We start from the raw sequence: 25386 nt of genomic DNA, 5'->3' as shown, positions 1-25386 counted from the left end.
CCCTGAGTCCCTAACAAGGGGTGAATCCGGCGAAAAAGAAACCCCGGGACTCCACGGGTAGAATCGCCGGATGGTCGTCCTATCGGAACGACGGCCCGCCCATGATAGCGACGCTCCATATTTCCAGCGAACGCGTTCAGCTCACCCTGACGGTGGGGCTGTTTGCGGCCTGCCTCGCCAACGTGGCGCTGGTATGCGCTTGGCTCTAGGCGCCACGTAGTCCGGGCCGATTGACGCCGCATTCATTCCACCCATCATGGCCCGTAAAGCTGCCGCAGATCAGCAGCGAATTTTGAAATGGGGCAGGGATGATCGAAGCGCTCAAGCAGCGGGTGAACGACGACGCGGGACTCGTCCGGCGCGGCAAATTCCTCACCACCACGTTCCTGCTCGAGGTCGGCCCCACGCCTTGGCTGATCCAGATCTTCGAAGGCAAAATCGTCTCGGTGACCAGGGGCCCGTTCGTGATGCCCTCATCCGCCTTTGCGCTGCGCGCCCCGGAGGAGGAATGGCAGAAGTTCTGGAGCCGGCGGCCGCCGCCCGGCTCCAACGACCTGCTCGCCATGGTGCGCCGGCGCGTGCTCAAGACCGAAGGCAATCTGCAAATCTTCATGGCCCATCTGCGCTACTTCAAGGAAGCGCTCGCCAAGCTGCGCGCGGGAGTATCCGCATGAGCGCAAAATTCGAGCCGATCGTCGGCCGCTACATGCATCTCGATCTGTTCGGCCGTCCGCACCGGATCTATGTCGAGGAGGCCGGCGAGGGCACGCCGCTGCTCTGCCTGCACACCGCAGGCAGCGACGGACGGCAGTATCGCGGCCTGATGAATGATACGCGCGTCACCTCAAGACATCGCGTGATCGCCCTCGACATGCCCTGGCACGGAAAGTCCTCGCCGCCGCCCGGCTGGCACGAGGAGGAGTACCAGCTCACATCGGCCAACTACACCAGCATGATCCTCGAGATCATGAGCGCGCTCGAGCTGGAAAAACCGATCCTGATCGGCTGCTCGATTGGCGGGCGCATCTGCCTGCATCTGGCGCTCGAACATCCCGAGCGCTTTCGCGCCATCATCGGCTTGCAGGCCGGCGCTGGTCTCGATCCCTATTACGATCTCAATTTCCTGCACCGGCAGGATGTGCATGGCGGCGAAGTCTGCGGCGCCATCGTTTCCGGTCTCGTCGGCCCCGATGCGCCTGACAAGGAGCGCTGGGAGACGCTGTGGCACTACATGCAGGGCGGCCCCGGCATCTTCAAGGGCGACCTCTATTTCTACAAGATCGACGGCGACATCCGCGACCGCGTCGCGCAGATCGACACAAGGCGCTGCCCGCTGTTCCTGCTGACCGGCGAATACGATTATTCCTGCACGCCCGAAGAGACGCTGGCGGTCGGACGCAGCATTGCCGGCAGCGAGGTCACCATCATGAAGGGCCTCGGTCACTTCCCGATGAGCGAGGACCCGCAGGCGTTCTTGAATCACCTGCTGCCGGTGCTGGAGAAAATCGGCGCGCGCTGAACTATTTGTCGGGCCGCGGCGGTGGCATGTCGCTCAAGACCTTCTGCACCTTCGCCATGGTCGAGGCGCAATACTCCTCGCGCTCCCTGAGGAAGCGTTGCTGATGTGCGCGGAAGTTTGCGACCCGGGCCTGGATTTCGTTCCGGTACTCGCTGCGTTGTGGCGCGCGCGCGACCTGGAGCGGTTCTGACGGTTCGTGAGTGGCGACGGTTTCCGCGAGCATCGCCTCGATGTCCGGCATGGGAGGTGAGGCGGCCGGCGGATCGAAAGCGGGCGCGGTGAGCGCAAGCGGCTTGTCCGCATCCGGCTTCTTACCGGTGACCGATTCCACAAAGGCCAATGTCTGCGCGATCAGAAGATCGCGTTCGCGCATCCACTTCATGACGCCCACCCAAAAGGCTTAAACGCAATCACTTTCAATAACTGATCGGAATTCCAGCAAAGGAAGTTTATGGAATCAAGCGGGATGGCGCCGTCGCGGCGAACAGATGGTGGAAATCTGGCCGAGGTGACAATTAGGTGACACGCGCAAGCCTCGCGGCGGTGTCGGGCCACCTTGAAGGCGAGATCAGCGTTCGCGCGGATTGGTGTTGGGCACGAACGGCGTGCCGATCAGGCGCACCGGCGTCTGCTCGGCGGGAGCGACCGGCTTGCTGGCCTCCGCCTGCCGGAGCGGCTGTTCCGGTTCCACCACGGAGGCAATGCCTGCAACCGCCAGGCTAATGGCTGTCACCGCCGCCAGCAGCACCATGTTGCAATTTTCTTCCGGGATTCTCATGCCGGAAAAAACGCCCGGCGGTGAGGCTTGGTTCCGCCCGCTGTCGCCGGCCGCTACGACTGGCTGGCCGCGAGCTGCTCCGCCTGCATCCGGAAATCCCGCGCCGCCTGCTTCAGCCGCTCCGTCGTGAGCGTATCGAACCCGCCTTGCGACAGCCGTTCGGCCCGCGCTGCCTGCTCGCGAAGATACTGAATCCTGCTCATGGCCGGCTCCTTCGTCCGGTCAGACAATTTGAGACAAATGCGCTCGTTCCGCATCGTCCGAGCATATGGCTAACGCGCGGTAAATTCCGTGGGCTAGGTCACAAATCGCGGGAGCACGATGTCGTGAAAGAGCGCTTCGAGCGCACGAAGACGGAAAGCGCAAGTTCGATGCGTCACAGGATGGAAAGCACGACGGGCTTCGCGATCTCCCCATCGTTTGGCGTGTCGTTCACATACATCACCTCAACTCCACCGCCGGCTTGTCCGTAGAGGGGGACACAGGCGCCGCACTTGAACGACGCGCCCGGCACGGGTCTCAGTTCGTAGCGCCAGCGGGCGGGCGTCATCAGTGGAAGCGCAAAGCGTCCGACCGCGGCAAAACCAGTCGGCACGAACGGCGCTTCGGAGAAGGGGGCGGCATAGGTGCCCGCCAGAACTCTGATCAGGCGCGTGTCGTTCGGGTCGGTTGGGTCGTCGGGCAGTATTCTTCTGCTCGTCGGGAATTGCTCATATCGATAGAAAATATCATTGGCATCTGCGGTCGCGTGGAATTGCAGGTGTCCGTGGACATAGGGTGGCCGCGCGGGCGGCGGAGGCAGGGGGCCAACTGGTCCGTGAAAGATCATCCCGAGAATGGACGGTTGGTTGTAGAGGAGTTCTTCTTCGGCGGTGAGAGGCCGGATCGTTTCGAAGAATGGCAGACGCCCGTACCATTCCTGAAATCGCCGGGCGGCCGCCTCCTGGGCCAGATTCGCGATCATCCAATCCTGAGACGACATGGTTCGAATTGCGGCGGGCAATTCGTCGTCCAGTATCAACAGGACCTGGCCGTTCAGCAGGATGTAAAGATTGCGGCTCTCTTGTCTGTCTTCCCGGATGTGCATGTCTTCCCGGGTGTCCAGCGCGATTTGGACTCCCATCATGAGTTCGGGCCTGCCGCCGAATTTGATCTGCATTTTCGGATCGATCTGAAACAAGGCCATCGCAATTCTCCGGTCGATTCGACTGCGGTTGGATCGTGTCAGGATGCAACCATAAAATGCGAACATGTTGCAGAACATGACAGCTAGCGCCTGCCGGCGACAGCGATTGAGGAAAGCGTGGTGCCGGCTGAGGGGATTGAACCCCCGACCTTCGGTTTACAAAACCGCTGCTCTACCGCTGAGCTAAGCCGGCGAAATGAATGGGAATCGGTGCGGCGCGAGGGCCGCTCATCAGGCCGGTCGAATACCAGACTTGACCGCGCAGGGCTAGAACCCTCCAGGCACGAAAAAGGCGGCCATTTCGGGCCGCCTTTGCTTTTGCCGCCGACATTGTCAGCACGGATACCAGCGTCCGTCCGGGCCAAGATACGTCGCGCCGGACTGTAGACCGCAGGTGCTGCGGCGGCTGATCGGGCGGTCGCCGTAATAGGCGTAGGTGTCGTCGGAGCTGTCGCCGTAATAGGCGTAGGAATCGCGATAAGGCGCGGTGGCGATTGCGGCGGCCGTGCCGACGGTGCCCACGATTACCCCGGCGGCGACATCAGCCGGCGTCCACGGGCGGTAGCCGTAATAGTACCCGTAATTGGTTGCCCACGGATGGTCCTGTAGGTACGCGCCGGGCTCCTGTAGCGCTGGCTGCGCCGCTGCCGGCGTTGCCATGACCGCCGCCAATAGCGCGCTCGCGCCTAAGATCCTCAACCCTGTCATTGGAAGTCTCCTGTGTGTATCGAAAACCAACGAACGGGTGGCAGGTGCTGTTCCGGAAACGGGGTTGTGCCGGCATCAAACCGATGTGAAGTTCTGCCCTGACAAGGGCAGGGGCAAACCGTCATGCAAGCGCGCGACCTCGAATACCGCTGTGACGGGGTCACGCTGCGCGGCCATCTGGTGTGGGACGACGCGATCTCCACCCCGCGGCCAGGCGTCGCGGTGTTTCATGAGGGGCTGGGGCTCAACGACTTCGTCATGACTCGCGCCCGCATGCTGGCCGAGCTCGGCTATGTCGCGCTTGCCGCCGACATGTACGGCGGGCGCGCGCAGGCGCGCAACCTACAGGAGGTCGCAACCGCGGTCGGCGGCTTGCGCGCCGAGCCGGAAAAACTGCGCGGGCGCGGCCGCGCGGCGCTGGGTGCGCTCGCGGGCCTGCCGCAGGTCGACGCGAACAGGCTGGCGGCGGTCGGATTCTGTTTCGGTGGCTCGGTCGTGCTGGAGCTGGCGCGCGCGGGCGCCGAGCTAAAGGCCGCCGTCAGCTTTCACGGCGTGCTGACGACGAAAACGCCGGCAAGCCCCGGGCAGGTCAAAGCCAGCGTGCTGGTCTGCACCGGCGCCGACGATCCGCTGGCGCCGCCGGATCAGGTCGCAGCTTTCGAGGAAGAGATGCGGGCCGCGCAGGTCCGCGACTGGCAGGTGATCAGCTACGGCAACACGCTGCACGGCTTTACCAATCCCGCTGCCGACGGCTCGATGATGCGCACCGCGCTGTATCACGCGCAGTCCGACCGCCGCGCCTGGGCCGCGATGAAGGGGCTTTTTGACGAGGTGCTGGCCTGACAAGGGCTCCGGCTTCGTGGCATAAGCATTGCTACAGCATCGCGTCATTGCGAGCGAAGCGAAGCAATCCATTTTGCGCAATAAAGACTGGATTGCTTCGTCGCTTCGCTCCTCGCAATGACGGTGTGGGAGCAACAGGGCGCGCATGTTCGGCATTCTCGGTCTCGGCTTTCTTCTGGGCATGCAGCATGCGCTCGAAGCCGATCACATTGCAGCGGTCTCCAGCATCGCGGCGCGTCGCAGCCGCGTCGGCGATATCGTCAAGCACGGGCTGACCTGGGGGCTTGGCCACACGCTGACGCTGTTCGTATTCGCGGGCGCTGCCATCCTGCTTGGCCGCGCGATTCCCGAGACGGTCGCACGACCGCTCGAAGCTGCGGTCGGCCTGATGCTGATCGGGCTGGGAGCGCATGTGCTGTGGCGGCTGTGGTGCGACCGCGTGCATTTTCATAGCCACGGCCATGGCGATGGCACCGTGCATTTCCATGCTCACAGCCATGCCGGCGAGGCCACTCCGCATACCCGCGCCGCGCATGTCCACGAGCACGGCTTTCGCTGGCGCACGCTGCTGGTCGGGCTGATGCACGGCATGGCAGGCTCGGCCGCGCTTTTGGTGCTGACGGTGTCGCAGGCATCCAGTCCGCTGGCGGGGCTCGGCTATATCGTCCTGTTCGGCATCGGCTCGATGATCGGGATGGGCGCACTATCGACTGTCATCGCCGTCCCGCTCGCGGTCTCCGCGCGCTGGCTCACCTGGGCCAATCGCGGCTTGCAGGGTGCGGTCGGCGCGGTCACGATTGCCATCGGTATCATGACATTCGTGGAAACGATGTTCGCGTAAGCCCCGGTTCCGTTCGCGCATTAACGTTTCCTGATCGCGTTGTTTCGCATTTGAGCAAGGCCTGATGCTTACGCGTTAGGCTTACCCGCAGTTTCGGCCCGCCCTTTAACCCTTGCACGCGCGCTTTCGTCTAGGTTGCGGCGAGAAAAAGGCGGGGTTCCAACCCATGCGGGCAGGCGTTGCACTGGCAGTTTTGATCGCGATGAATTCGACGGCGTTTGCCGGCGGAGCGGGCGGTTTTGACATCGTGATCCCAGGCCGTCCCGGCGTGCCCATCATCATTAACGGCATCGATGCATCCTATGCGGTGGTCGAAGGCCAGTGGGGCCTTGGCAAGGGCGAGCAGGTGCAGCCGACCATCTATGGTGGCCGCTATATCGGCGATCCCGTGCCGAACGTCGGCCGCTATTATCCAAGTCTGGGCCACGCGCCGGGCTACGGCCGGCGTGAGATCGAGCCGCCGGCCAATCGGCGTCTGCCGCAGCCGGCCGAAAGCTATCAGCAGTCATGGTCGGCGCAGTCGACGCCGCAGCTCGAGATTCCCGCCAATCCGCCGCCGGTGATCCTCGCGCCGCAGATCAACGACGACTGGAATCCTCACCGCTACCCAAGGCCACGCAGGTAAATCCGAGTTCAAGACCAAAAAAACCCACGCCAACGAGAAGACATCTACAGGAGAGAGTAATGCGTCAATTGATTTCAGGAATGGTTGCGGCAGTTGCCGTCATGGCCGCCTCGCCCGCAATGGCGTGGTGCGGTTATTCTTCGTGCTCGCCCTGCGGCTATAGCACCTGCGGCTCGACCTATGTCGCGCCGATCTCCAGCTATAATAGCTACGGTTACGGTTATGGCTGCGCTGGCGGCTGCGGCTGGGCCACCCAGCGGCTCGCCGATCCCGTGCAGCAGTACTACTACGTCAACCAGGGCCCGACCTATTCCGGTCCGGGCAACTGGGCGCCGGTCCCGACCTATTCGGAAGGCGGCTCCTACGCCGTCCGCCCGTACGGCTACGGCTATGGTTACGGCTATCGCAGCTGGCGTCCGCGCGTGTACGGCTACGGATACCGTCCGTACCGCGCCGCCTACCGCTACGGTTACGCCCGCGGCTATTACGGCGGGCGCCACTACGGCTACGGCCCCCGTGTCCTGCGCCGCTATTACTGAGCGCTGCGCGGCATAACTGGCAACAGCGCCCGCTCGCCTTGCGCGAGCGGGCGCTGTTGTTTGCTGTCGTGTAGGATGGGTAGAGCGAAGCGAAACCCATCATGTTTCGGACGGCGGCAGCGCTGATGGGTTTCGCTTCGCTCTACCCATCCTACGGAGGCTACCCCATCAGCCCCAGGCGGCTCGCGCCGATATAGAGCGCCAGCACTGCGGCATTGGACACATTGAGGCTCTTGATCTCGCCGGGCATGTCGAGCCGCGCCACCGTGGCGCAGGTCTCGCGCGTCAATTGCCGCAGGCCCTTGCCTTCGGCCCCCAGCACCAGCGCGAGCGGCTCGCGCAATTCGACCTTGCCGAGATCTTCACTCCCTTCGCTGTCGAGGCCGACGGTGAGGAAGCCGCGCTCATTCAGCGCGGTCAGCGCGCGCGCCAGATTTTGCACCAGCACCAGCGGCACCAGTTCGAGTGCGCCGGAGGCGGACTTTGCCAATACGCCGGTCGCCTCCGGGCTGTGCCGGGCGGTGGTGACGATCGCCTTCACCGCAAACGCCGCCGCCGAGCGCATGATCGCCCCGACATTGTGCGGATCGGTGATCTGGTCGAGCACCAGCACGATGCCTTGCTGCGCCAGCGTGTCGATATCAGGCGAGGGCAGGGGATCGGCCTCCGCCAGGAGGCCCTGGTGCACGGCATCCGGCCCCAGCCGCTGGTCGATCAGGTTCGGGCGGACGATTTCCGGCGTCACCCGCGTGTCGATGTTTTCTTCCGCCAGCCGCCGCGCCGCATTCTCGGTCACCAGCAGTTTTCGGATATGCCGCTCCGGATTGGCGAGCGCGGCCGAAACGGTGTGCCAGCCATAGAGAATCGCCGGTCCGTCCGCGCTTGCCTCGCGGTCGCGCCAGGCCGGCCGCCCGGGCGATTTGCGGCCCTTTTCAAAGGGTTTGCCGCCTTGGCGGCGGAACGGCGGCTTTCGGTCGCGATCTCGCATAGGCGCTTGTGTCACGGGTTCCGGATTCTGGCAATTTCGGTCTCATTCGAGGCATTTGGGCACGCTTTTGGCGGCTTCCATTGGTTGACTTTGCGGGCCCGCTTACCCATAAACGCGCCCTGTCGCGCCCCGTTTCGGGTTCGCGGCCTCAGCGTCATTTCATGGCCCTGTCCGTCGCCGCTCAGGCGGGTGGTCTGCCGACGCTGCCAGACGGGGGAGTGTCCCGAGCGGCAAAGGGAGCTGACTGTAAATCAGCCGTCTTACGACTTCGAAGGTTCGAGTCCTTCCTCCCCCACCATCCTGTGATTGCAGGGATATTTTTATTTCCTGAAATGGCTCGGCGCTCCCCGTTGGAGCTCCGGGTAGCATTCGGGGTAACACGTAACGCGCATTTTCTTGAGCGAGGGATCGCTGGTCCCGAGGGACAGGGCGGCTCGTCAGATCGTCCTTTTGATCAGTCTCATCACGCCCTACTTCGAGAGGGTCAAAGGCCGTAAAGGTACGGGATATCCGCCTATTCGACCTTTCTCCTATGGAGACTCGCCAGAAAAGCAAGCACTGCACTAAAATGTGGTGCAACCCTTGGGCGAGGGTGGGGGGGTCGATGGAAGGATTTTTGGATCAAATAATCACGCTCTATAGCGTGATACTTGAGCCATTCGGAACGCCGGACTTTGGTCCAAAACTCGCTACGGCCCTGCTCGCCCTAGCTGGTGTGGTCTTCTGTTGTTTTCTATGTTTCGCGCTGCCTCAAGCTTATCAGCTCCGCTCTGCCTTAACTTCAATCAAGGGAAAATCCGACAGCAAAACCGAGCAGGAAATGCGACTGGAGTTTCAGCGAAACTATCCGGCGATTGACAACGCCTTGCTCTCAAATTGGGCCACATCGAAGGTGTGGCAAGAGTTCCGCAAATCATTGATCTTTAAGGGGAGCGGAGAGAGGGCAACAATTCTGGCCGCCGCCAGACCAAGCTATTACTTCAATCCTCGAAGTCTGTTCGTCCAATACGATTTCGTCCGCAGCCTTCCGAACTACTTCGTCGGGCTGGGTTTGCTTGGTACGTTCATTGGATTGATAGCAGCGCTGACATTCTCAACTAAAAGTCTGACGGCAGCCGTCGATCAACAAGCAATTAAGGACGCTCTCAATCAACTCCTCACCACTGCAGCAGCCAAGTTCTATATCTCTGCGGCTGGATTGGTTGCCTCGCTCATCTTATCGCTCCTAATACGTTTGACCCTCAAGCAGCTTCACGCGCAGGTATATCGCATAAATGCTGCCTTGCAGGAGCGCTTGCTCCTGGTGAGCGAGCAATACATTACCGAACAGCAGTTGACGGTTCAGAAAGAAAGCCTATCCGAGCTGCGACTCTTCAATACCAACATCGCGATGAAGATAGGTGATGCAGTAAGAAGCGCGGTCGAAGAAAGTAATGATAGCCTAACCAGCAAACTTTCTGAAATCGCAGATTCATTCTCAAAATTAATCGAAGCTTCGGGCGCAGGCGCTGGTGCTGCAGTCGGAGAGGCTATGAAGGGAGCCTTCGACACCAGCCTAAAGGAGGCGGGCAATGCGATTGGCAGTGTCGCCTCTGAGCTCAAGGAATTGCCCGCCCGACTTAGCGAAGCGGCCGATTCAATCCAGAAGATTGGAAGCGCAGCAGCGGAACAGCAACAGCAGCTGGCTAGTCAGATAAAGGAGGCGATCACCTCCATGCTCGCCGAAGCTGGCAAAAGAATCGCTGAAAACATTGATGGCGGTACAAAAGGTCTGCTTCAAGGATTGGACAATACGAGCGCCAACTTTGGAGCAAGTGCGGCTCGCATCGAAGGTATGCTCGAGAAGCTGAATGGAAGTTGGGATAATTATATTGAGACTCTGTCCAGTCTGTCCGTAAAGAATCAAGAAATCAGATCTGATCTTCAGTCCTTGTCGTCTCAAATCGTATCCACAGCTGAGGGCGTCTCGAAGGCCAGTCAAAGCGTGGATAGCAATTTGTCCAAGCTGATCGATGGGGTCGATAACGTGTCGCGGTTGCTCATTGAATCTAACCGCAGTTCACAGCAATCGCAGGCAACGATTCGAGAGACTATCGAGGCATTGCAAAGGCAGATGTCCGTACATATGGATCGCTTTAATACCGTGGACGAAACATTGGCGAGGGTCTTTACCTCAATCGGGTCACATCTCGAAACGCAGTCAACTCAAATGGGTGAGCAACTAGCAACGATGGATCAAGCGCTGGCTCGTGCAGTAAATCAATTTGATCAGTTGATAGAAGATCTCACCGTCGTAATGCGTGACCGGGTTAGGCGAGAATGAGCGAGGCTGAGTACCAAGAACACGAAGGCGAGGAGAGTTACTTTATCTCCATGACCGACATCATGGTCGGAATGGTCTTCGTTTTCATCATATTGCTGATGTACTTCGTGTTCCGCATTCAGAACACAAGCGAGCCGATGGTGCCCGTTTCCGAGCTTAAGGCCGTGATAGCTGACCGAGATGAACTCGCAAGTTTACTGACATGGTCTACTGTTCGAATTTCCGTTTTGGAGAAAGAGATTGAGCGACTGAACCAAAATCCGCTCGAAAGATATCTCAAGCAGGCTGACGTTGCGCGCGAAAGCATTCTCAATGACCTTCAGCAAAGTCTGAAAAATGTGCACGGTGTCAATGAAAGCGATGTCAAGGTCATCGCCGAGCAGGGGATTTTGCGTCTCTCCGGCGACATGCTGTTCCCAAAGGGCGTATCTGACATTGTGCCGGGATCTCCAAGCGATGGCGCTGTGAGAGCGTTGGCGGCGGCCTTAGCAAAGGTGCTGTCTTGCTTTAGTGTCGGACCCGCCAGCAATCCAATGCGGTGGTGCAATCCCAATGCCGTCTTCATCGACGCGGTGTTTGTTGAAGGGCATACCGATAACATTCCTATCACGGGCATTCTCCAAGGTAGTATTAGAGACAACCTTTCTCTTTCGGCGCGCCGCGCAATAAACGCTACGCAGTCGATCCATCTTGACCAGCCGGTGCTGCTCCAAATGTTCAGTATCTCGCCCAGTCAAGAGGGGCGGGAATTGGGGGAAGGTACGTCGCCGCTCATCAATCCGGCGGCATTCGGTGATACGAGGCCTGCTTTCTCAAATGACACGGAAGAAGGGCGAAGGAGCAATCGGCGGATCGATGTGAGGCTGTTAATGTACACCCCTCACACAGAGAAGATGGACGCTTTACAGAGGTTGTTGAAGCGCTAATGCATCTTTCGAAAGCCATACGAGAGTTTTCGACGCGGCGATTGAATAAGCTGTCAATGCCGACAGTTAAGTCGTTGGATAATGCATGTAAGAAGTTTGCGGCCACTCAAGTGCTGCGAGAGCAGGACACTGCGCGAATTGCACGTATAATTGTTGCTTTAGGCACTCCAGAATCATCGCAACTGAGTTCACGTGACATTCGGTTTGTTGCGGCTGCAATCGGTAGCCATCCAGAGATTAATGAGCAGCTGGTATCCACAGTTCTAAGGGAGGTGCACCTCCGCAAAGACCCTCGACTTACTCGCGCAATTTTTAGAGCGCTGCTAGCAAGCTACAGTATTAGCCCTCAGCGAGCGATGCTGCAGGAATTTCTCTTGCCTCGGCTTTCCGACCTGTCGGTCGATATCCAACAATTCTGCCGCTCCTCTGGAGTTCTCAATGGGGACGGTAACATCGAGGGATTGGCTGATGAGCTCGCTCGAACTGGAAATGTTACCTATTCATGCATTTCGAGGGGGATCACTAGCAGCATTCTTTCTACGAGCTACGGACATGCACTGAAGCTGGCCTCCGTCGGCTCAGCGTTGGCCACTGGGCGGAGCGACACAATCAAGCGGATGTTTGATTGGGCGTTAGCTGGCGTGAGAGGTGTGCCAACAAGTGATTTCTACGAAGTATGCCTTGCACCTTTTCAGCGTGTGACGCCGCCCGCGGATGTTCAGAAACTGGTCTTGAGCGTGCTCGTGAAGCAGTTCGGCGATCCGCGAATCTCCGAGTGGCCTCGGTTAAATGGTCGTGACGGCGCTAGGCGGAGAGAGGATTGCTTGATGACAATTAAGCGATGGCTCTCGATTGAGTATCTCGATTTGTTCATCAAGATAATCGAGAAGACAGCAGTCGATCACCAGTTCGCGCCGCGCAAGAAGTTTTGGCTCCGATATTTCGAAAAGGGCATAATCTCCGATTTGACGCTGATACTAGCAAGCGATGCGAACTCTGTCGCTCGACGGACGCAAGGTCAAAGTGTCGAATCCGAATATATGAAATGGGCCAGTCTTAAGTCGCAGCCAGATCACTCAGTGCTGCTGATGCGGCTAGGCGATTTAGTGATAGCTGAGTGGAGCCACGATGGAGCTCTTCGCTTTTGGAAGGCGGGCAGCAAATCAGCCCCTCTATTCCACAAGAATGAATACTCCGCACGTGAACTTCGCGGGGACAGTCTCAAAGTCAGGACTCATGGCGGCTATCGAGACTCGATAGTCCATTCGCATAACGGTCAGTGGATGGCCTTGGCGAGCGATGCGATCGAGTTTCACACGGGTGTGAGAATTTAAGATGCTAGAGGTTCGCTCAACCGTTTCTGATAGGGGCTATCTGCTCCAAGTGTGCCAACGACGCCAAGAGGGCTTGTTGCGCAAGAGAATCGTCTTTGAGCCGGTATCTGATTGGACAAGGGGAGTCGCCGAGCTGCTCCCCCTAAATGCGGCGATTCTGGACGAGCTTCAGCACTTGGAAAAGTTGGAAGTCATCGATTCTAGCTCCAGGTTGCTGACATTTTATGACGCCGCCGAGATTCCAGCCGGCGATGCAGAGCTGTTGAATTTATTGCCGTCATTTCCCTATCAGCTCGACATCCAGAGCCACGGTACGCTGGGTAAGGATAACTTTCAAATCGACTATAGGGCGACACAGGGCGGCATTGGTATTCCGGGATCCTTCTCGCTTGGGCTCTTTAACACGGGAGACCGAGCATATCGGATGTCGGGCGTGCTGTTCTCGCTTGTGGCCCGGATCGAAGCCGTCAACGCCGCCCAGACCGCAGCGTCCAAAATGGAGCATTTTGCGGCTCTTCGTCTTTTATTGCCGGATGAGGCATCCAACTCGAGCGTGCTTGCCGAAGAGTACCTCCTTCGAATTAGAATAGCGCACGTAACCGCGATTAGTTTGAAGCCGTCGATAGTCGCTGGGGATGTCAGTTTCGATCCGGTGCCTATGCGCAGGATTGACGCCGAGGACCACGAGGCGGGAGCGGAGTTGGCAGTCACCCCGCTCGCGATGGAGAAGTTCGGCATTGAGTTCCGTAGACAAAAGCATGTCAACTCGACGTACGCGATCGAATCGGGCCAGTACGTCTTTATTGACCCTTCTATTCGTACCGCCCTCCGAGTAGTCAAGCAAAAGCAGAGCGCAGCGCTTGAGGAGCGGATGGCCTTCCTGATGTCGCCTGCAAAAGCATTGACGGAGGCATATTCTGCGCAAGTTTCGCCGGAGCGTGAGGTGCCGATTGGTGAAACGATCTTCTTTGAGACTTCGCAGTACTCGGATCGCATAACGGGTATGGGAGAGTGGATTCCACCGCAGCTTAGTTACCTAGAAAAGGGAGAAAATAGTTGGTTGCCTGAGCGGTTTTCCGTTGTGCTAGGGGGCAAGTTGGTAACCGGAGAGCCGGAAGACGTGCCGGACTGGATAGAGTTGGTGCGCGCCGCCATCGCGAAGGGTGCGGAAACCGTCCGGCTTGGTGACGTAGAGTTGCCGACGCAATCTCCCGGTCTGCTTCCGATGCTGCAAAAACTGCGTCCTCCTGAAGAGTTGCCGCTTGGCGGTGACGTAAAGGAAGAGGACAAGAAGGAGCGTCCCAGCCGAAGGCCTCCCATTCTGCAAACCAAGAACAACTTCGATAGTGTCGAATTCAAACGACAAATGAGGTCGCGCCGTCTGAATGATACCAGCCTTCCGCTGATGAGGACGATGCTAAAGGGCCATCAAGTTGACGGAGTTTCATGGCTCACGGCAGCCTACAAGTCCGGCTGGCCTGGAGTTTTGCTGGCGGACGATATGGGGCTTGGCAAAACGCTTCAAAGCCTGACGTTTCTCATGTTGTTGCTGCGTGAACGGGTAATCAGAAGGGGGCGTCCAGCTCTCGTTGTTGCTCCGACTAGCCTCCTGCGAAATTGGCAAGATGAACACGATAAGTTCGTGGTTGATGAAGGCCTCGGAAAGCCGTTGGTTGCTTTCGGTAGTCAGCTGCGTGACTTGAGGCTTGGTAAGGTGGAATCTAGTGGAGTGGTGTTGTTAGACGCCGAGAAGATATCGAAACGCAATTGGGTGTTGACGACGTACGAGACCATTCGCGATTACCACATAAGCTTTGCGCAGGTTCCATTTTCGATTGCAGTTCTAGACGAAGTTCAGAAGGCGAAGAATCCGACCACAAGAGTAAATGCGACGCTAAAAGCGCTCAATCCTGAGTTCGTGCTTGCCATGACGGGCACGCCCGTCGAGAACAGTATCTCCGATCTTTGGGCGATCACAGATATTGCTGCACCGGGATATTTCGCTCCACTGAAAGACTTCATGAAAGCCTACGGCAAGGCGCTGCCTGTCGAGGAGAGAAAGGTCGCACTAAAATCTCTTTCCGAAGAGTTGCTAAGTGCCGCTGCGGTGGGAAATCAGTCGGTGCCACCTTACGCACTACGGCGCATGAAGGAGGATGTAGCGAAGGATCTGCCCACCAAGCATCAGAGTCGAATGATGCGGGCGTTTATGCCCGAACTGCAGGCTCAACGATACGCGGAGGTGAGTTCTGCGACGCAGGCTGGCCATTTGAATATACTGCGCGCGCTTCACGATTTTCGGTCAATCTCTCTACATCCGGTCGATCCGGATGCTGTTGAGGGCGGACAAGTCCAAGCGGACGAATACATAAGGATGTCAGCCCGGCTAAGCCAGGCCTTCGAAAGGTTGCATCAGATCGCACAACGCGACGAGAAGGTGATCATCTTTGTCAATAGTCGGCGAATGCAGACGGTTCTCTCTCGCCTCATAAGATTGAAGTTTGGATGCGAGAAGCCCGAGTTTATTCGTGGGGACACGATACCTAGTCAGCGCCAAGAGATCGTCAATCGCTTTTCCAAGCTCAAGGGGTTTGCAGCACTGATTCTCTCGCCGCGAGCTGCCGGCGTAGGATTGAATATAGTTGCCGCGAACCATGTTATCCATTTGGACAGATGGTGGAATCCAGCGGTGGAAGATCAATGCACAGATCGGGCTTACCGCATTGGTGCAACGAAGGATGTCCATGTCTACACGGTCGGCGCGGTGCACCCCGTGCTCATGGAAAATTCTTACGACATAATTCTCGACGAGCTGCTTGAGAGTCGTCGCGACACCTCGCGTCGGATCTTTGTTTCGTCGGAAATTACTGCCGGTGATTTTGCGGAAGCTCTGAATGCAAAAAGTGAGGGACAATCCGCTGATCAATTGCTGCGCGACATTGATCAATCCGGATTTCTTGGACTTGAGGAGTTTGTTCGCGACAGGCTTGTTTTAAGAGGGTTCGATGCAAATCTGACAAAGAAGACCGGCGACGGTGGTGCGGACATTGTTGTTCGGGATGAGATTGGAAAAATAGTATATTTGATTCAATGCAAATATACGAACAACATCGATCAGCCGGTTGACGGTGGCTTGGTTCTGGACGCTCAACGAGTAAAGGCAAACTGGCAGGCGGAGGGTGCTATCGTAGTTGGCGTCTCCAATGGGAAAAAATTTGCACCGCGCGTCGTTGATGAGTTTAGTAATATCGGTGGGCGGTTAATTTCGCGTGATCAACTCGCAAATTTTCCACTTCCCTAGTCGTGTTGCTGATGGCAATTTTGGGTTGAACTGAGAATCGTCTCACCCAGCCCTTGGCGCCACTTTCGGCAACACCAGCTGCACGCTCGTCCCGGCGCCCGGTTCGCTGGTCAGCTTGAGGCGGCCGCCGAGTTTTTCCGTGACGATGGTGTGGACGATATGCAGGCCAAGACCTGTCGCGCCCTGATGGCGGCGCGTGGTGAAGAACGGATCGAAGGCCTGGCGCTTGACCTCCGGCGTCATGCCGCAGCCGTCGTCGGCCAGCAGCAGCTCGATGTGATCGGCGTCCGCCGGGCGCAGGCGGATGTCGATGCCGCCCTTGCGGTTGTCGGGAAATGCGTGGATCAGGGAGTTGGTGACGAGGTTGACCAAAACCTGTCCGAACGCTCCGGGAAAACTGTCGAGCTCGAGCGCCGGTTCAAGCCGTAGCTTGAGCGCAATGCCGCGATTCCTCAGCTCGCGCCCGAGATGAGAGAGAACCTGTTCGGTCATCTCGCTGGCGTCGAAGCTGCGCCGGTGCGGCTGGCTTTGATCGAGCGCCACCTGCTTGAACGATTGCACCCGTTCGGCTGCGCGATTCAGATTCGACACCAGTTGCGAGGAGGCTTGCTGGATGAGATCGACAAACTCATTGAGGCTGGATCGCTTCAAGTGGCCGCGCGCAGCCTCCGCCGCGAACAGTTCTGCCTTGCGCTGGAGGCTCGAGGCGACCGTCAGGCCGCTGCCGACGGGACTGTTGATCTCGTGGGCGACGCCCGCCACCATCCGCCCGAGCGCCGCCAGCTTCTCGGCCTCGATCAGCGACTCCTGGGTTTCCCTCAAGTGTCGCAGCGCGGTTTCGGCTGCGTCTTTCGCGCGCGCCATCTCCTGCTCGGCGCGCTTGCGTTCGGTAATCTCCTCGGCGGCGACATTAACGGCGACGATTTCGCCGCCTGCGGCGCGCAGCGGATGCCAATAGGTGATCCAGAAACGATCCTCCGGCTGATCCTTGCGCTGGCCCGCCACCTCGACGCCGATGACGGGCTCGCCGGTCTCGACGATCGACCGCACGATCTGCTCGACGGAATCGGCCAGCGCGGGAACGCAATCGCGCACAAAGCGCCCGAGATGATCCTCGACCGAGATGCCGCATATTTCGGTCAGATGCTGATTGATCCGCAGATAGCGGCAATCAGGCGAAAGGCAGGCGAGGCCAATGGGAGCGGTATCGTAAATGAGCTGAAGCGCCGGCTGATGCGGAAACTGTACGATCGCGGCATCGTGCCTCGAACGCGCTGCACTTGCAGAATGGTCCATGCCTTGAGCCAAAGGTCGCCCCTCACGCAGAACTGGCTGGAACGCTAGCACACATCCGGGCCGTGCGGGCAGTGGCTGGCTCGGACGCAGCTATGAGCATGGTGCGTACCAGTTTGGGAAAGCCGGCGAAGGGGGCGGCCCCGCGGATCATTCCGTCGACTTCAGCGTCGCCGTGCATGCAGGCGACAATTGCGGAGCCTTCGCCTTGAGGCAGCCTGTGATCCGCTGGCTTCCGGGCCGCACCTCCTTGCAGTAGAGCTCGACCTCGTCCTTGCAATCGCGCGCGACCCGGACGGGATCGGTCAATCGGTTCTTGGCGACGGCAGTCTCGGCGACGAGGGCAATTGCAATTCCCAGGAATAACCCAACCCGCATCGTCTTCCACCTCATCCATGAATGTCGACGTATGCATTCGATGAAATCGGGTGCCGGCCTTGACCTAGATCAAGGTGACGGCAAGGACATCGGCGCGCCAATGTCCGCTCTGATCGGCAATAAACCTGGGCCAATTCAGGGAGCACACGTATGGGCATTATCTGGACGATCATTGTTGGTTTCATTGTCGGATTGATCGCCAAGTTCATCATGCCGGGCGACAACGAACCGAAAGGATTCATCCTCACCACAATCCTGGGGATCGTTGGCGCGTTTGTTGCGACGTATCTCGGTCAGGCCGTGGGCTGGTATCGCGCGGGAGAGGGTGCGGGCTTTATCGGAGCCATCATCGGCGCCGTGATCCTCCTGTTTGTTTATGGCCTCATCACCGGCCGGCAGCGCGCCTGAACGACCGGCTTGATTTTCGATCGCGGGATCAGCCCGGCCGCGCGCTGCTTGCCGGCCGGGACGCGTCTACGGCTGTCGCTTCATTCAATCGCGTTTGCGCTGGTGCCGTTCGAGGCGCAATCGCTGCGCTCTCATCCGCTCGATCTCCTTGTCGAGTTCATTCATCTCCTCGTCGCGCCGCTCGGACTTCGATTTTGTCTCGTCGGCGCTGCGGATCTTGTTGAGCGCCTTTTCCACGGAGAGCTTTTTGGTGTCGGCCATGGTGTTTCCTCTGGCTACTTCTGGGCATTGGCGAAGGCGGTTTCGAGCACGTCTCCGATCGGCTGCCATGTCCGGCCGTCAAACTGCACCAGCCGCAGGTGCTTGATCGGCCGGAAACTCCAGGGCCCGGTGCTGATCTTGATGCCCGGCAGCAGGACGGAGCCCTGGTAATCTTGCAGGGTGGCCGCCTTCCTCATGACGTTGTCGCGGGACAGGTCGTCGCCGCATTGCCTGAGCACCTCTGCCAGTGCTTCGGCGGCCGCGTAGCCGAACACGGCGGCGCTCTCGTCCTTGCCGCCGGCCTGCTGATATTTCTCGATAAACGCCTGCCAGTCCTTGATCGCCTGCTGATCCTTCCAGGCCGGATCGCTCGCGTCCTTCGAGAAGGTGGCGGTGACCACGCCCACGGACTTGTCCAGACCCGCCGGCTTCAGCGCCGTCGAAATCGACGAACCCAGATGATTGAGGATGAACACGGGATGCCAGTCGAGCTGCGCCGCGGTCCGGATCACTTTCGCGGCGTTCTCGGGCACGCCGGCGAATACGAATATCTCCGCACCCGATCGCTTCAGGATCGATACGTGCGTGTCGAGATGCTCGTCGGCGATATCATAGGCGACATCGACCCTGATCATGCGGGTCACGTCGCCGAGTCCGTCTTGTAGCCCCCTGAACACTTCGCGGCCGAAATGGTCGTTCTGCCAGAGCGCCACGATCCGCTTTCCCGGGTAGAACGCCTGGATGTAGTTGGCGTAGATGCGTCCCTCCTCGCGGAACGACGGCTGCCAACCCATGGTCCACGGAAACAGGGATGGATCGGTCAAATGATCGTCGCCGGAGGCGACAAAGAGTTGGGGGATCTGCTTTTCATTCAGATATTGCCGGACCGCGAAATTTCCCGGCGTTCCGAACGAGCCGAACATCAACAGCACATTGTCGTCCTCGACAAGGGTGCGCGTCAGCTTGAGCGCGGTCGTCGGATCGGACTTGTCGTCCTGCGAGATGAAGCGCACCTTGCGGCCGTTGATCCCGCCGCGTTCGTTGATCATCTCGAAATATGCGGACTCGGCCTTTCCGATCGCTCCGAACGCCGCCAAGCTCCCGCTATAGGGCATAAGGTTGCCGATGCGGATTTCGGTGTCGGTGACGCCCTGTTCGCGCACGTCCTGCGACACGGCGCTCAGGGAGGCCAGCGCAACCACAATCGCCAGAAGCGTTCGGCCAAATCCGTGCATCGCAAGCGCTCGGCTGCAAGGAGTTGCTCGCAGGTACAGCGCACTGGCCGACCCGCGCTTGACTTAGATCAAGCCGAAGGGCGGGATTGCGGCGCATCGACCAAAAGAAAGGGCGAAAGGCTTAAAGCCTTCCGCCCCGAGCTCGCGCCTGTTCGACGTCGTCAACTACGGGCAGTAATCCCAGAAACCCTGCGTCCGCGTCGGGTCGGTGTAGTACCAGCACATGCCCGGCGCGGGAGCGGCGCTCGCGGCATAGGCGGCCGCGCCTGCGGCGGCGACAAAGCCGAGCGCAGCGCCGGCGGCGATGGCGCCGCCCGGTCCCCAGCGATACCAGCTCGGACGCGCCCAGCGGCCGGGATAGCCCGGGCGCACCACCACGGCACCACCGCCGGGCCGCACCACGGTGGTGCTGCGATAGCGATAGGCATTGCCGCGCGGTCCGACGCCGCCGCCGCGACGCACGACGACAGCGACGTTATTGACGTCGGAAGCCTCGGTCGCGTGCTGACCCGCCAGATCGATCGGCTGCAACGGCGCTGCGGTGGCAGCGGTCACGGATGCGAATGCAAGCGCGGCTGATGTCGCCAATGCGATCGAAAGGGTTTTGAGGGGGCGGTGATGCGCAGGCTTGGCCATTGATTCCTCCGGCTCGTTGAGTTCATCGCCTGCCGTGCAGGCGTTCAAAAAGACTTAGGTGAAAACGCTTCGATAACGCCGAAAAGGCTAGGCCGGTGTGGAACCGTTTGCAAGTAACGCGGCCTGCATCGCAAGCGGGCCTGTTATTCTGCCCGCCCTAATTTTACCCGCCCGAATTCCGACGCAAACATGAACATCAGGGCTTGGTTACAATGTCCCTCAAGATGTCGACATAGCCGTTGCGTGCGGCAAAGGCCTCGTTCTCTTCCAGAATCATGATCTTTGCGTCGCGCATCGGACGCATTTCCGCCTCGCCGAGATTGCGCTGCAATTCGTGATAGGGCACGCCGCCGAAACGGCCGAGCCGCGCGTAGTAATAGAGGTTGAGCTTTGCCAGACAATTGTGCTCGACCAGAATGGCAGCGGGCAGATGGCTGAAGCTGCTTCCGACCATCGCGATTTCGAGCTGCCGCGCCGGATGATCGGCACATGAAGCCGATGTCGTGTATTTCACCTTCGGCGTGAGGTAGGCGAGCGGCGGAAAGAACACGTTGAGCAGATCGATCAGTTCGCGGTCCGCGCCGGCCGCGCTCGACAGCTTCCACGTGAAGGTAAAGGATGGCACGATCTCGCGGCCGGCCTGCCGGTTGAGTTCGTCCACGATGGCCGAAACGGCAAGCGCGCCGCCGACATCGTTCCAGTGCACGCCGCCCTGCGGGAACAGGTCAAAATCGTATTTGCCCTTCAGCGAATGAATCAGCGTTGCCGTATCGAGCACGTTGATGCCGGCCTGCTTCAGCGCGGCAACATATTCGCCGACAAGCCCGGTGCGCGCGGCCGGCGTGCTCGCGCAGGGCACCTTGTCGACAAAGAACTCCGGCAGATGCGCGGCCTTCGACGGCGACAGCACATAGAGAAACTGCCCGCCGCGGCCGACATAGTAGTTCTGGATGTCGCGCAGCTTCGGGATGTTTCTCGCGGCAAGCTCGGCGGCCATGCCCTCGGTGCGTGTGCAGTAATCCTCCAGATACAGGCGTTCGATCAATTGTCCCTTGGCGCCGCGCAGGACGTTGGGCGCGGTCAGTTCGCCGAACAGCTCCATGCGGACTTCGTTATTGATGCGGATCAGGATCCGGCGCAGCGCAAAGGCGTCGGTCAGGCGGTGTGCTACCGCCTTCTGGAAACTGCCGTCGCGGATGGCCGACCACGAGAACACTACCGGCGCCTCGTTGGTGACGCCGCCGAGCGTCGGCCCGATCTGGATTTGCTTCGTCGGCACCAGCAGATTCCAGGCGCTGATCAGCGGCAACAGCGCTAGCGCCAGACCGACGATCAGGCGCATGATGGGGCGGGTGAGGGCGAAGCGGTTCATGGTCAGAACCTGAAATAGATGAACGGCTGGAACGGCACCGCAAAGGCGCGCGCCAGAGCCAGCAAATAGATCACAAGCAGCACGGCGATGGTGACCACCTTGAGCCAGGTGTGCTGCTCGTGCTGGCGCACCAGCCACGGATAGAGCGGCGTTGCCGGAAACAGCGAGATCGCCGCGCCGATCGCCAGCGCCAGCGGCACTTCCCCCGGCACATCCAGCGCGCCCGACGATTTCGATTTTCCAAACAGCGCGGCCAGGAACGGGCCGATATGCGCGGTGTTCTCCGAGCGGAAGATCGCCCAGCCGATCATCACGATGAACAGCGTCACCGCTGTCGCGACCAGTTTGCCGCTGCGCGCCAGCGCCTCGCGCAAAAACAGCCGGTCGAGGGTGAGGAACAGCCCGTTATAGGCGCCCCACAGCACGAAATTCCAGCTCGCGCCGTGCCACAGGCCGGAGGCGAGAAAGCAGATCCAGAGATTGGTGTAGGTGCGCGCATCGCCGCGGCGGTCGCCGCCGAGCGGGATGTAGAGATAGTCGCGGATCCAGGTGGTGAGCGAGATGTGCCAGCGCCGCCAGAATTCCGTGATCGATTGCGCGACATACGGCGCGTTGAAATTTTCCTTCAGCCGGAAGCCGAGCGTGCGGGCGAGGCCGATCGCCATGTCGGAATAGCCGGCAAAGTCGAAATAGATTTGTAGCGTAAAGCACGCGAGCCCGAGCCAGGCGTAGCCCGAGCCGATGGTGGCGGGATCGGCCGCAAAGATCTGCGAGGCAAAGGCGCCTAACGGATCGGCAATCAACAGCTTGCGGCCGATGCCGCGCGCAAAGCGCAAAAAGCCTGCAAAGATGTCGTCCCACTGGATCGCCGGCGGCGAGGCGATCTGGTCCTTCATCTCGTGATATTTGAGGATCGGACCTGCGAGCAGCTTTGGAAAGAACAGCACGAACAGGCAGTAGTCGGCAAAGGATGCCGCCGGCTTCGAGACGCCGCGCCAGGTGTCGACGAGATAGGTGATTTTTTCGAACACCACAAAGGACACGCCGATCGGCAGCGCCAGATGCAGCAGCGCGATCCTGTTCGGCCCGAACGGGGAGAACAGGAGATTGATATTGTCGATCAGGAAGTCGGCATATTTGTAGACGACGAGCATGCCGAGATTGCCGATGACACCCGCCGCAAGCACGAGGCGCCGCGTTCGTTCCGGCGTCGGCTTGTTGAGGTGAAACGACAGCGCGTAATCGAAAGCGGTCGAGACCAGGAGCACCAGCACGAAGACCGGCTCGCCCCAGAGATAGAACAGGGCGCTCGCAATCAGCAGCGTCCACTTCTTCGAAAGGGCCTGCCTCGCCTGTAAGTAAAGCGCATAGAAGGCAAGGAAGAAGGTGACGAACAGAGGTTCGTAGAAGAGCATTCGGCGCTGATGGCTAGAGCACGGTCCGGGAAGTGGATACCGGTTTTCCGATTAGATCATGCTCAAACAAAGAGCCAGAGCGAGATCACGATTCAAGGAAGCGTCATCCCGCCCAGGGGACGGAATCTGCCGTTTCGGCAGCGTGATATCAGATCATCGGGGAAGCGCAGTTTTCGTTCAAGCCCCGCCAAGCGGATCGAAAAGCCAAGTTCCGACAAAAGGATAGGGCGGGAGCCTCCAGCAACTCATCACGACTTCATGATGGGAGACGCAGCCTGAACCAGGGCCGCACAGGCCGCGACCAAGCGGGCAGGAGCGCAAAGATGTTTGACTGGCTGATTCCCCTGCTGATCGTGATTATCCTGATCCTTTACATCCTCGATTATCTCGGGGTGATTGAGATCGTTCAGGCCTTCGTGAGCCTGACCGTCGGCGCCATCGGGCTGACCGTTAAGCTGCTGGTTTGGCTCTACCGCCGTTTTTTCCGGACGAGCCCCGCGAAATCGCAGGGCCAGGATCAGATCAACTCTCCGTCCGCGGTATGGCGAGGCCGGGGAGATAGAATGCGATCGGCCGTATCTCGTAAACCGCGGTCGGATTGACCTGCTTCAACTCGCGCGCGGTCTGGATCGCTTCCTCTTCCGTCTCGCAGTTCACGACGTGAAATCCCAATAGCTGCTCCTTGGTCTCGGCAAACGGGCCGTCGGTCACCATGCTGTCGGCCTTGCCGCGCAGCGTGCGGGCCTTTTGCGTATCGCCCAGCCGTGCTGCCGGCCCGAAGCGGCCGACCTTGTCGAGTCTCGCGTGCACGTCGAGCATTTTGGTCATGACGGCCGCATCCTCTTCCGCGGTCCAGGACTGCACCGTCGTTTCCACATGATAGGCCAGGATCGCGTAGAGCATCGGATACCTCTGGTTTTGCGCGGCTAATTTGCGAAGGACGTTCTAGCGACACCGAAGCCGACAATGCAATTCCCATGAAACACATTTGAAACACGATATTGCCGCTTTCGCTTGAACGCGCGGCGCATGGTTTACGACTGATGAGCAGAACGCGGGCAGCCGCGCAGCATCTTCGGAGCACGTCATGTCCCGCATATCAGGCACGATCATCAGCGACGCCACCCGCGCCCTTGCATCGACGCCCGCCGGCGACTGGCAGGACGTCCCGCGCCATCACCGCTATTACGGCGCTTCCGCCTTGAACGGCGGCGAGCGCATCGTCGAGACCCGCCGCGACCCGCGCCCGCGCCGCCGCTGGCTGAGCTTCTTCGGTTTCTGATTTTTCCTCCGCCACTCGCCGCGCGAAAAAACAAAAAGGCGCGGCGGAACGTCTCCCGCCGCGCCCCATTGCTTGTCTCGCTGGTCCAGGGCTGAGAGCGCCCTTACTGCCAGGCTGCGCTAGCCTTAGCGGGCGATCCCAGCGAGGTGACAGCGCTTGAGATAAGACACTGGATCACCTCCTTTCGTTGTTAGTGGGACCCTCAATATAGGCCGCGAATCGCCCCGCGTTAAGGGCCGGGCAGGGCGTCTCTCCGCGTCATTCCGGGGGCGCGTCAGCGCGAGATTCCATCGCGGATGCCTGCCCAGCACGCGACTTTTTTGCAGCGGGCGGGGCGGGTTGAGGCCGCCGGTCCGCCGTGTTAGGTCATCGGGCAACGCGGGTGTAGCTCAATGGTAGAGCAGCAGCCTTCCAAGCTGAATACGAGGGTTCGATTCCCTTCACCCGCTCCAAATGACCCGCTTCGGGATCGGGCGCGAAGACGGTTGCTGGATGCAACAAGTCGAATGTTCTCCGCATCTTATCCACATATGCTCGCGCGGTCTCGGCATCCTGGCCATCGTTGGAACGAAAATTCTCCGAGGTAGTTCTGTTGGCGCTGGGGCCTCTTCCGGTTCAGTGGAGCTGGCTATGACCAAAAGCATCCTCGTTAGCCTTGCAATCCTGACTCTCTCCACCTCTGTCGCTTTGGCAGCGCAGCGTACTCAAAGCCGCGCGATGAAGCCGCAGCCCGGCGCACCTGCCGCCGCGATGACTCAAAACCCGAATGTCCCAAACGCATATGCTCGCATGGGTCCGTCTCCGGTCCTCTGGCAGGGCGGTGTGAGTAGCGGCGACCGCGACTTGTATTACCGAAACCTGCGCGACTCCGGCTACGACAAGAAGAACGACTTCGCCCCGAACGGGACCATGCGGACGCAATAGCGTCAGTCTTCCGTAGGGCCGATGGTTGATTTCCTTCAGGCTGCCATGCCGCGGTGGGCCTGCGTGCCTGCTTGCTCAGGCATGGAAGAGGTCGTCTGTGCCGCCGGCCACCCAGCAGGTTTGGGTTTCCGGCGGCGTATCGGATCAAAAGACCGAAGCCGCGAGCGAGAAGCTGTTCGACGAGCTGGCCAACGCCGATCCCGACCGAAATCCACAACCCGGCATCACCCGCGCGCCGGCCACCGCTGACGCACGAACTCCGCGTCCACTC

Annotated in this window: 27 protein-coding genes and 3 tRNA genes; 15 read left to right on the top strand and 15 right to left on the bottom strand. The window is 59.6% G+C overall.

The genetic code is table 11. The features are described 5' to 3' along the window. Window positions 1-308: 308 nt before the first annotated feature. Both JQ628_RS22075 and JQ628_RS22070 read left to right on the top strand, forming a co-directional pair. The gene (locus tag JQ628_RS22075; protein WP_212225305.1) at window positions 309-674 is read left to right on the top strand and encodes a hypothetical protein; all 366 of its coding nucleotides are present in this window, start codon (window positions 309-311) and stop codon (window positions 672-674) included. Beyond that, on the top strand, window positions 671-1519 hold the full coding sequence (locus JQ628_RS22070) for an alpha/beta fold hydrolase (RefSeq protein WP_212225304.1): 849 nt from the start codon (window positions 671-673) through the stop codon (window positions 1517-1519). The genes JQ628_RS22075 and JQ628_RS22070 overlap by 4 nt, the downstream gene beginning before the upstream one ends. Window position 1520: 1 nt before the next feature. Here the strand turns inward: JQ628_RS22070 and JQ628_RS22065 are convergent, their stop codons facing one another. The 6 genes from JQ628_RS22065 to JQ628_RS22040 all read right to left on the bottom strand — a co-directional run bounded on the left by JQ628_RS22065 (window position 1521) and on the right by JQ628_RS22040 (window position 4191). Beyond that, window positions 1521-1892 carry a hypothetical protein gene (locus tag JQ628_RS22065; RefSeq protein WP_349628103.1) on the bottom strand — a complete coding sequence of 124 codons (372 nt, stop codon included), beginning with the start codon at window positions 1890-1892 and terminating at the stop codon, window positions 1521-1523. Between the two features lie 195 nt (window positions 1893-2087). Further along, complete coding sequence (locus JQ628_RS22060; RefSeq protein ID WP_212225303.1) at window positions 2088-2297, bottom strand: hypothetical protein; 210 nt, start codon at window positions 2295-2297, stop codon at window positions 2088-2090. A gap of 53 nt (window positions 2298-2350) precedes the next feature. After that, window positions 2351-2500, bottom strand: coding sequence for a hypothetical protein (locus JQ628_RS22055; protein WP_212225302.1), 150 nt, complete (start codon window positions 2498-2500; stop codon window positions 2351-2353). Between the two features lie 173 nt (window positions 2501-2673). After that, window positions 2674-3483: a hypothetical protein gene (locus JQ628_RS22050; RefSeq protein WP_212225301.1), complete on the bottom strand. Its 810-nt coding sequence runs from the start codon at window positions 3481-3483 to the stop codon at window positions 2674-2676. Between the two features lie 118 nt (window positions 3484-3601). Then, a tRNA-Thr gene (locus JQ628_RS22045) sits at window positions 3602-3676 on the bottom strand. Between the two features lie 140 nt (window positions 3677-3816). Then, window positions 3817-4191, bottom strand: coding sequence for a hypothetical protein (locus JQ628_RS22040; protein WP_212225300.1), 375 nt, complete (start codon window positions 4189-4191; stop codon window positions 3817-3819). A 123-nt stretch (window positions 4192-4314) separates the two neighbouring features. Between JQ628_RS22040 and JQ628_RS22035 the strand changes: the two genes are divergently transcribed. The 4 genes from JQ628_RS22035 to JQ628_RS22020 all read left to right on the top strand — a co-directional run bounded on the left by JQ628_RS22035 (window position 4315) and on the right by JQ628_RS22020 (window position 7039). Continuing rightward, window positions 4315-5034, top strand: coding sequence for a dienelactone hydrolase family protein (locus JQ628_RS22035; RefSeq protein ID WP_212225299.1), 720 nt, complete (start codon window positions 4315-4317; stop codon window positions 5032-5034). Between the two features lie 145 nt (window positions 5035-5179). After that, the gene (locus tag JQ628_RS22030) at window positions 5180-5875 is read left to right on the top strand and encodes an urease accessory protein (protein WP_212225298.1); all 696 of its coding nucleotides are present in this window, start codon (window positions 5180-5182) and stop codon (window positions 5873-5875) included. A 166-nt stretch (window positions 5876-6041) separates the two neighbouring features. Then, window positions 6042-6500, top strand: coding sequence for a hypothetical protein (locus JQ628_RS22025; RefSeq protein ID WP_212225297.1), 459 nt, complete (start codon window positions 6042-6044; stop codon window positions 6498-6500). Window positions 6501-6559: 59 nt separating this feature from the next. Then, window positions 6560-7039: a hypothetical protein gene (locus JQ628_RS22020; protein WP_249128223.1), complete on the top strand. Its 480-nt coding sequence runs from the start codon at window positions 6560-6562 to the stop codon at window positions 7037-7039. Window positions 7040-7199: 160 nt separating this feature from the next. Here the strand turns inward: JQ628_RS22020 and rlmB are convergent, their stop codons facing one another. Beyond that, the gene (rlmB, locus tag JQ628_RS22015) at window positions 7200-8027 is read right to left on the bottom strand and encodes a 23S rRNA (guanosine(2251)-2'-O)-methyltransferase RlmB (protein WP_212225296.1); all 828 of its coding nucleotides are present in this window, start codon (window positions 8025-8027) and stop codon (window positions 7200-7202) included. 212 nt (window positions 8028-8239) lie between these two features. Between rlmB and JQ628_RS22010 the strand changes: the two genes are divergently transcribed. The 5 genes from JQ628_RS22010 to JQ628_RS21990 all read left to right on the top strand — a co-directional run bounded on the left by JQ628_RS22010 (window position 8240) and on the right by JQ628_RS21990 (window position 15911). After that, window positions 8240-8325: transfer RNA gene (locus JQ628_RS22010), tRNA-Tyr, on the top strand. A 306-nt stretch (window positions 8326-8631) separates the two neighbouring features. Continuing rightward, complete coding sequence (locus tag JQ628_RS22005) at window positions 8632-10350, top strand: hypothetical protein (RefSeq protein WP_212225295.1); 1719 nt, start codon at window positions 8632-8634, stop codon at window positions 10348-10350. Then, the gene (locus tag JQ628_RS22000) at window positions 10347-11276 is read left to right on the top strand and encodes an OmpA/MotB family protein (protein ID WP_212225294.1); all 930 of its coding nucleotides are present in this window, start codon (window positions 10347-10349) and stop codon (window positions 11274-11276) included. The genes JQ628_RS22005 and JQ628_RS22000 overlap by 4 nt, the downstream gene beginning before the upstream one ends. A gap of 56 nt (window positions 11277-11332) precedes the next feature. Further along, window positions 11333-12610, top strand: coding sequence for an EH signature domain-containing protein (locus JQ628_RS21995; RefSeq protein ID WP_212225293.1), 1278 nt, complete (start codon window positions 11333-11335; stop codon window positions 12608-12610). A 76-nt stretch (window positions 12611-12686) separates the two neighbouring features. Then, complete coding sequence (locus JQ628_RS21990) at window positions 12687-15911, top strand: SNF2-related protein (RefSeq protein WP_212225292.1); 3225 nt, start codon at window positions 12687-12689, stop codon at window positions 15909-15911. Window positions 15912-15953: 42 nt separating this feature from the next. Here the strand turns inward: JQ628_RS21990 and JQ628_RS21985 are convergent, their stop codons facing one another. Then, window positions 15954-17207: an ATP-binding protein gene (locus tag JQ628_RS21985; RefSeq protein ID WP_212225290.1), complete on the bottom strand. Its 1254-nt coding sequence runs from the start codon at window positions 17205-17207 to the stop codon at window positions 15954-15956. 147 nt (window positions 17208-17354) lie between these two features. Further along, window positions 17355-17582: a hypothetical protein gene (locus JQ628_RS21980; RefSeq protein ID WP_212225289.1), complete on the bottom strand. Its 228-nt coding sequence runs from the start codon at window positions 17580-17582 to the stop codon at window positions 17355-17357. Between the two features lie 150 nt (window positions 17583-17732). Between JQ628_RS21980 and JQ628_RS21975 the strand changes: the two genes are divergently transcribed. Further along, the gene (locus JQ628_RS21975; protein WP_212225288.1) at window positions 17733-17990 is read left to right on the top strand and encodes a GlsB/YeaQ/YmgE family stress response membrane protein; all 258 of its coding nucleotides are present in this window, start codon (window positions 17733-17735) and stop codon (window positions 17988-17990) included. Between the two features lie 84 nt (window positions 17991-18074). On the opposite strand, the gene JQ628_RS21970 is transcribed toward JQ628_RS21975, so the two are convergent. The 6 genes from JQ628_RS21970 to JQ628_RS21945 form a co-directional block, all read right to left on the bottom strand. Next, window positions 18075-18251, bottom strand: a complete 177-nt coding sequence (locus tag JQ628_RS21970) for a hypothetical protein (protein ID WP_212225287.1) — start codon at window positions 18249-18251, stop codon at window positions 18075-18077. A 14-nt stretch (window positions 18252-18265) separates the two neighbouring features. Beyond that, window positions 18266-19486: an ABC transporter substrate-binding protein gene (locus JQ628_RS21965; RefSeq protein WP_212225286.1), complete on the bottom strand. Its 1221-nt coding sequence runs from the start codon at window positions 19484-19486 to the stop codon at window positions 18266-18268. A 165-nt stretch (window positions 19487-19651) separates the two neighbouring features. Beyond that, a complete protein-coding gene (locus JQ628_RS34545) occupies window positions 19652-20122 on the bottom strand; it encodes a hypothetical protein (protein ID WP_249128221.1) in 471 nt (156 codons plus the stop codon). Between the two features lie 196 nt (window positions 20123-20318). Beyond that, window positions 20319-21494 carry an alginate O-acetyltransferase AlgX-related protein gene (locus tag JQ628_RS21955; protein WP_212225285.1) on the bottom strand — a complete coding sequence of 392 codons (1176 nt, stop codon included), beginning with the start codon at window positions 21492-21494 and terminating at the stop codon, window positions 20319-20321. A 2-nt stretch (window positions 21495-21496) separates the two neighbouring features. After that, complete coding sequence (locus JQ628_RS21950) at window positions 21497-22909, bottom strand: MBOAT family O-acyltransferase (protein ID WP_212225284.1); 1413 nt, start codon at window positions 22907-22909, stop codon at window positions 21497-21499. A gap of 522 nt (window positions 22910-23431) precedes the next feature. Next, complete coding sequence (locus JQ628_RS21945) at window positions 23432-23812, bottom strand: YciI family protein (RefSeq protein WP_212225282.1); 381 nt, start codon at window positions 23810-23812, stop codon at window positions 23432-23434. Between the two features lie 184 nt (window positions 23813-23996). Here JQ628_RS21945 and JQ628_RS21940 point away from each other — a divergent pair, with 184 nt between their 5' ends. The 3 genes from JQ628_RS21940 (at window position 23997) to JQ628_RS21930 (ending at window position 25115) form a co-directional block, all read left to right on the top strand. Beyond that, window positions 23997-24191, top strand: a complete 195-nt coding sequence (locus JQ628_RS21940) for a hypothetical protein (RefSeq protein WP_212225280.1) — start codon at window positions 23997-23999, stop codon at window positions 24189-24191. Between the two features lie 378 nt (window positions 24192-24569). After that, window positions 24570-24643 (top strand) — tRNA-Gly (locus JQ628_RS21935). Window positions 24644-24821: 178 nt separating this feature from the next. Beyond that, complete coding sequence (locus JQ628_RS21930; RefSeq protein WP_212225278.1) at window positions 24822-25115, top strand: hypothetical protein; 294 nt, start codon at window positions 24822-24824, stop codon at window positions 25113-25115. The last annotated feature ends 271 nt before the right edge of the window (window positions 25116-25386 follow it).

The organism is Bradyrhizobium lablabi (assembly GCF_018129385.1).
In the GTDB taxonomy this organism is placed as follows: Bacteria; Pseudomonadota; Alphaproteobacteria; order Rhizobiales; family Xanthobacteraceae; genus Bradyrhizobium; species Bradyrhizobium lablabi_C.
The sequence above is the reverse complement of the archived record's forward strand: the minus strand, read 5'-3'. Positions and strand labels throughout refer to the sequence as shown.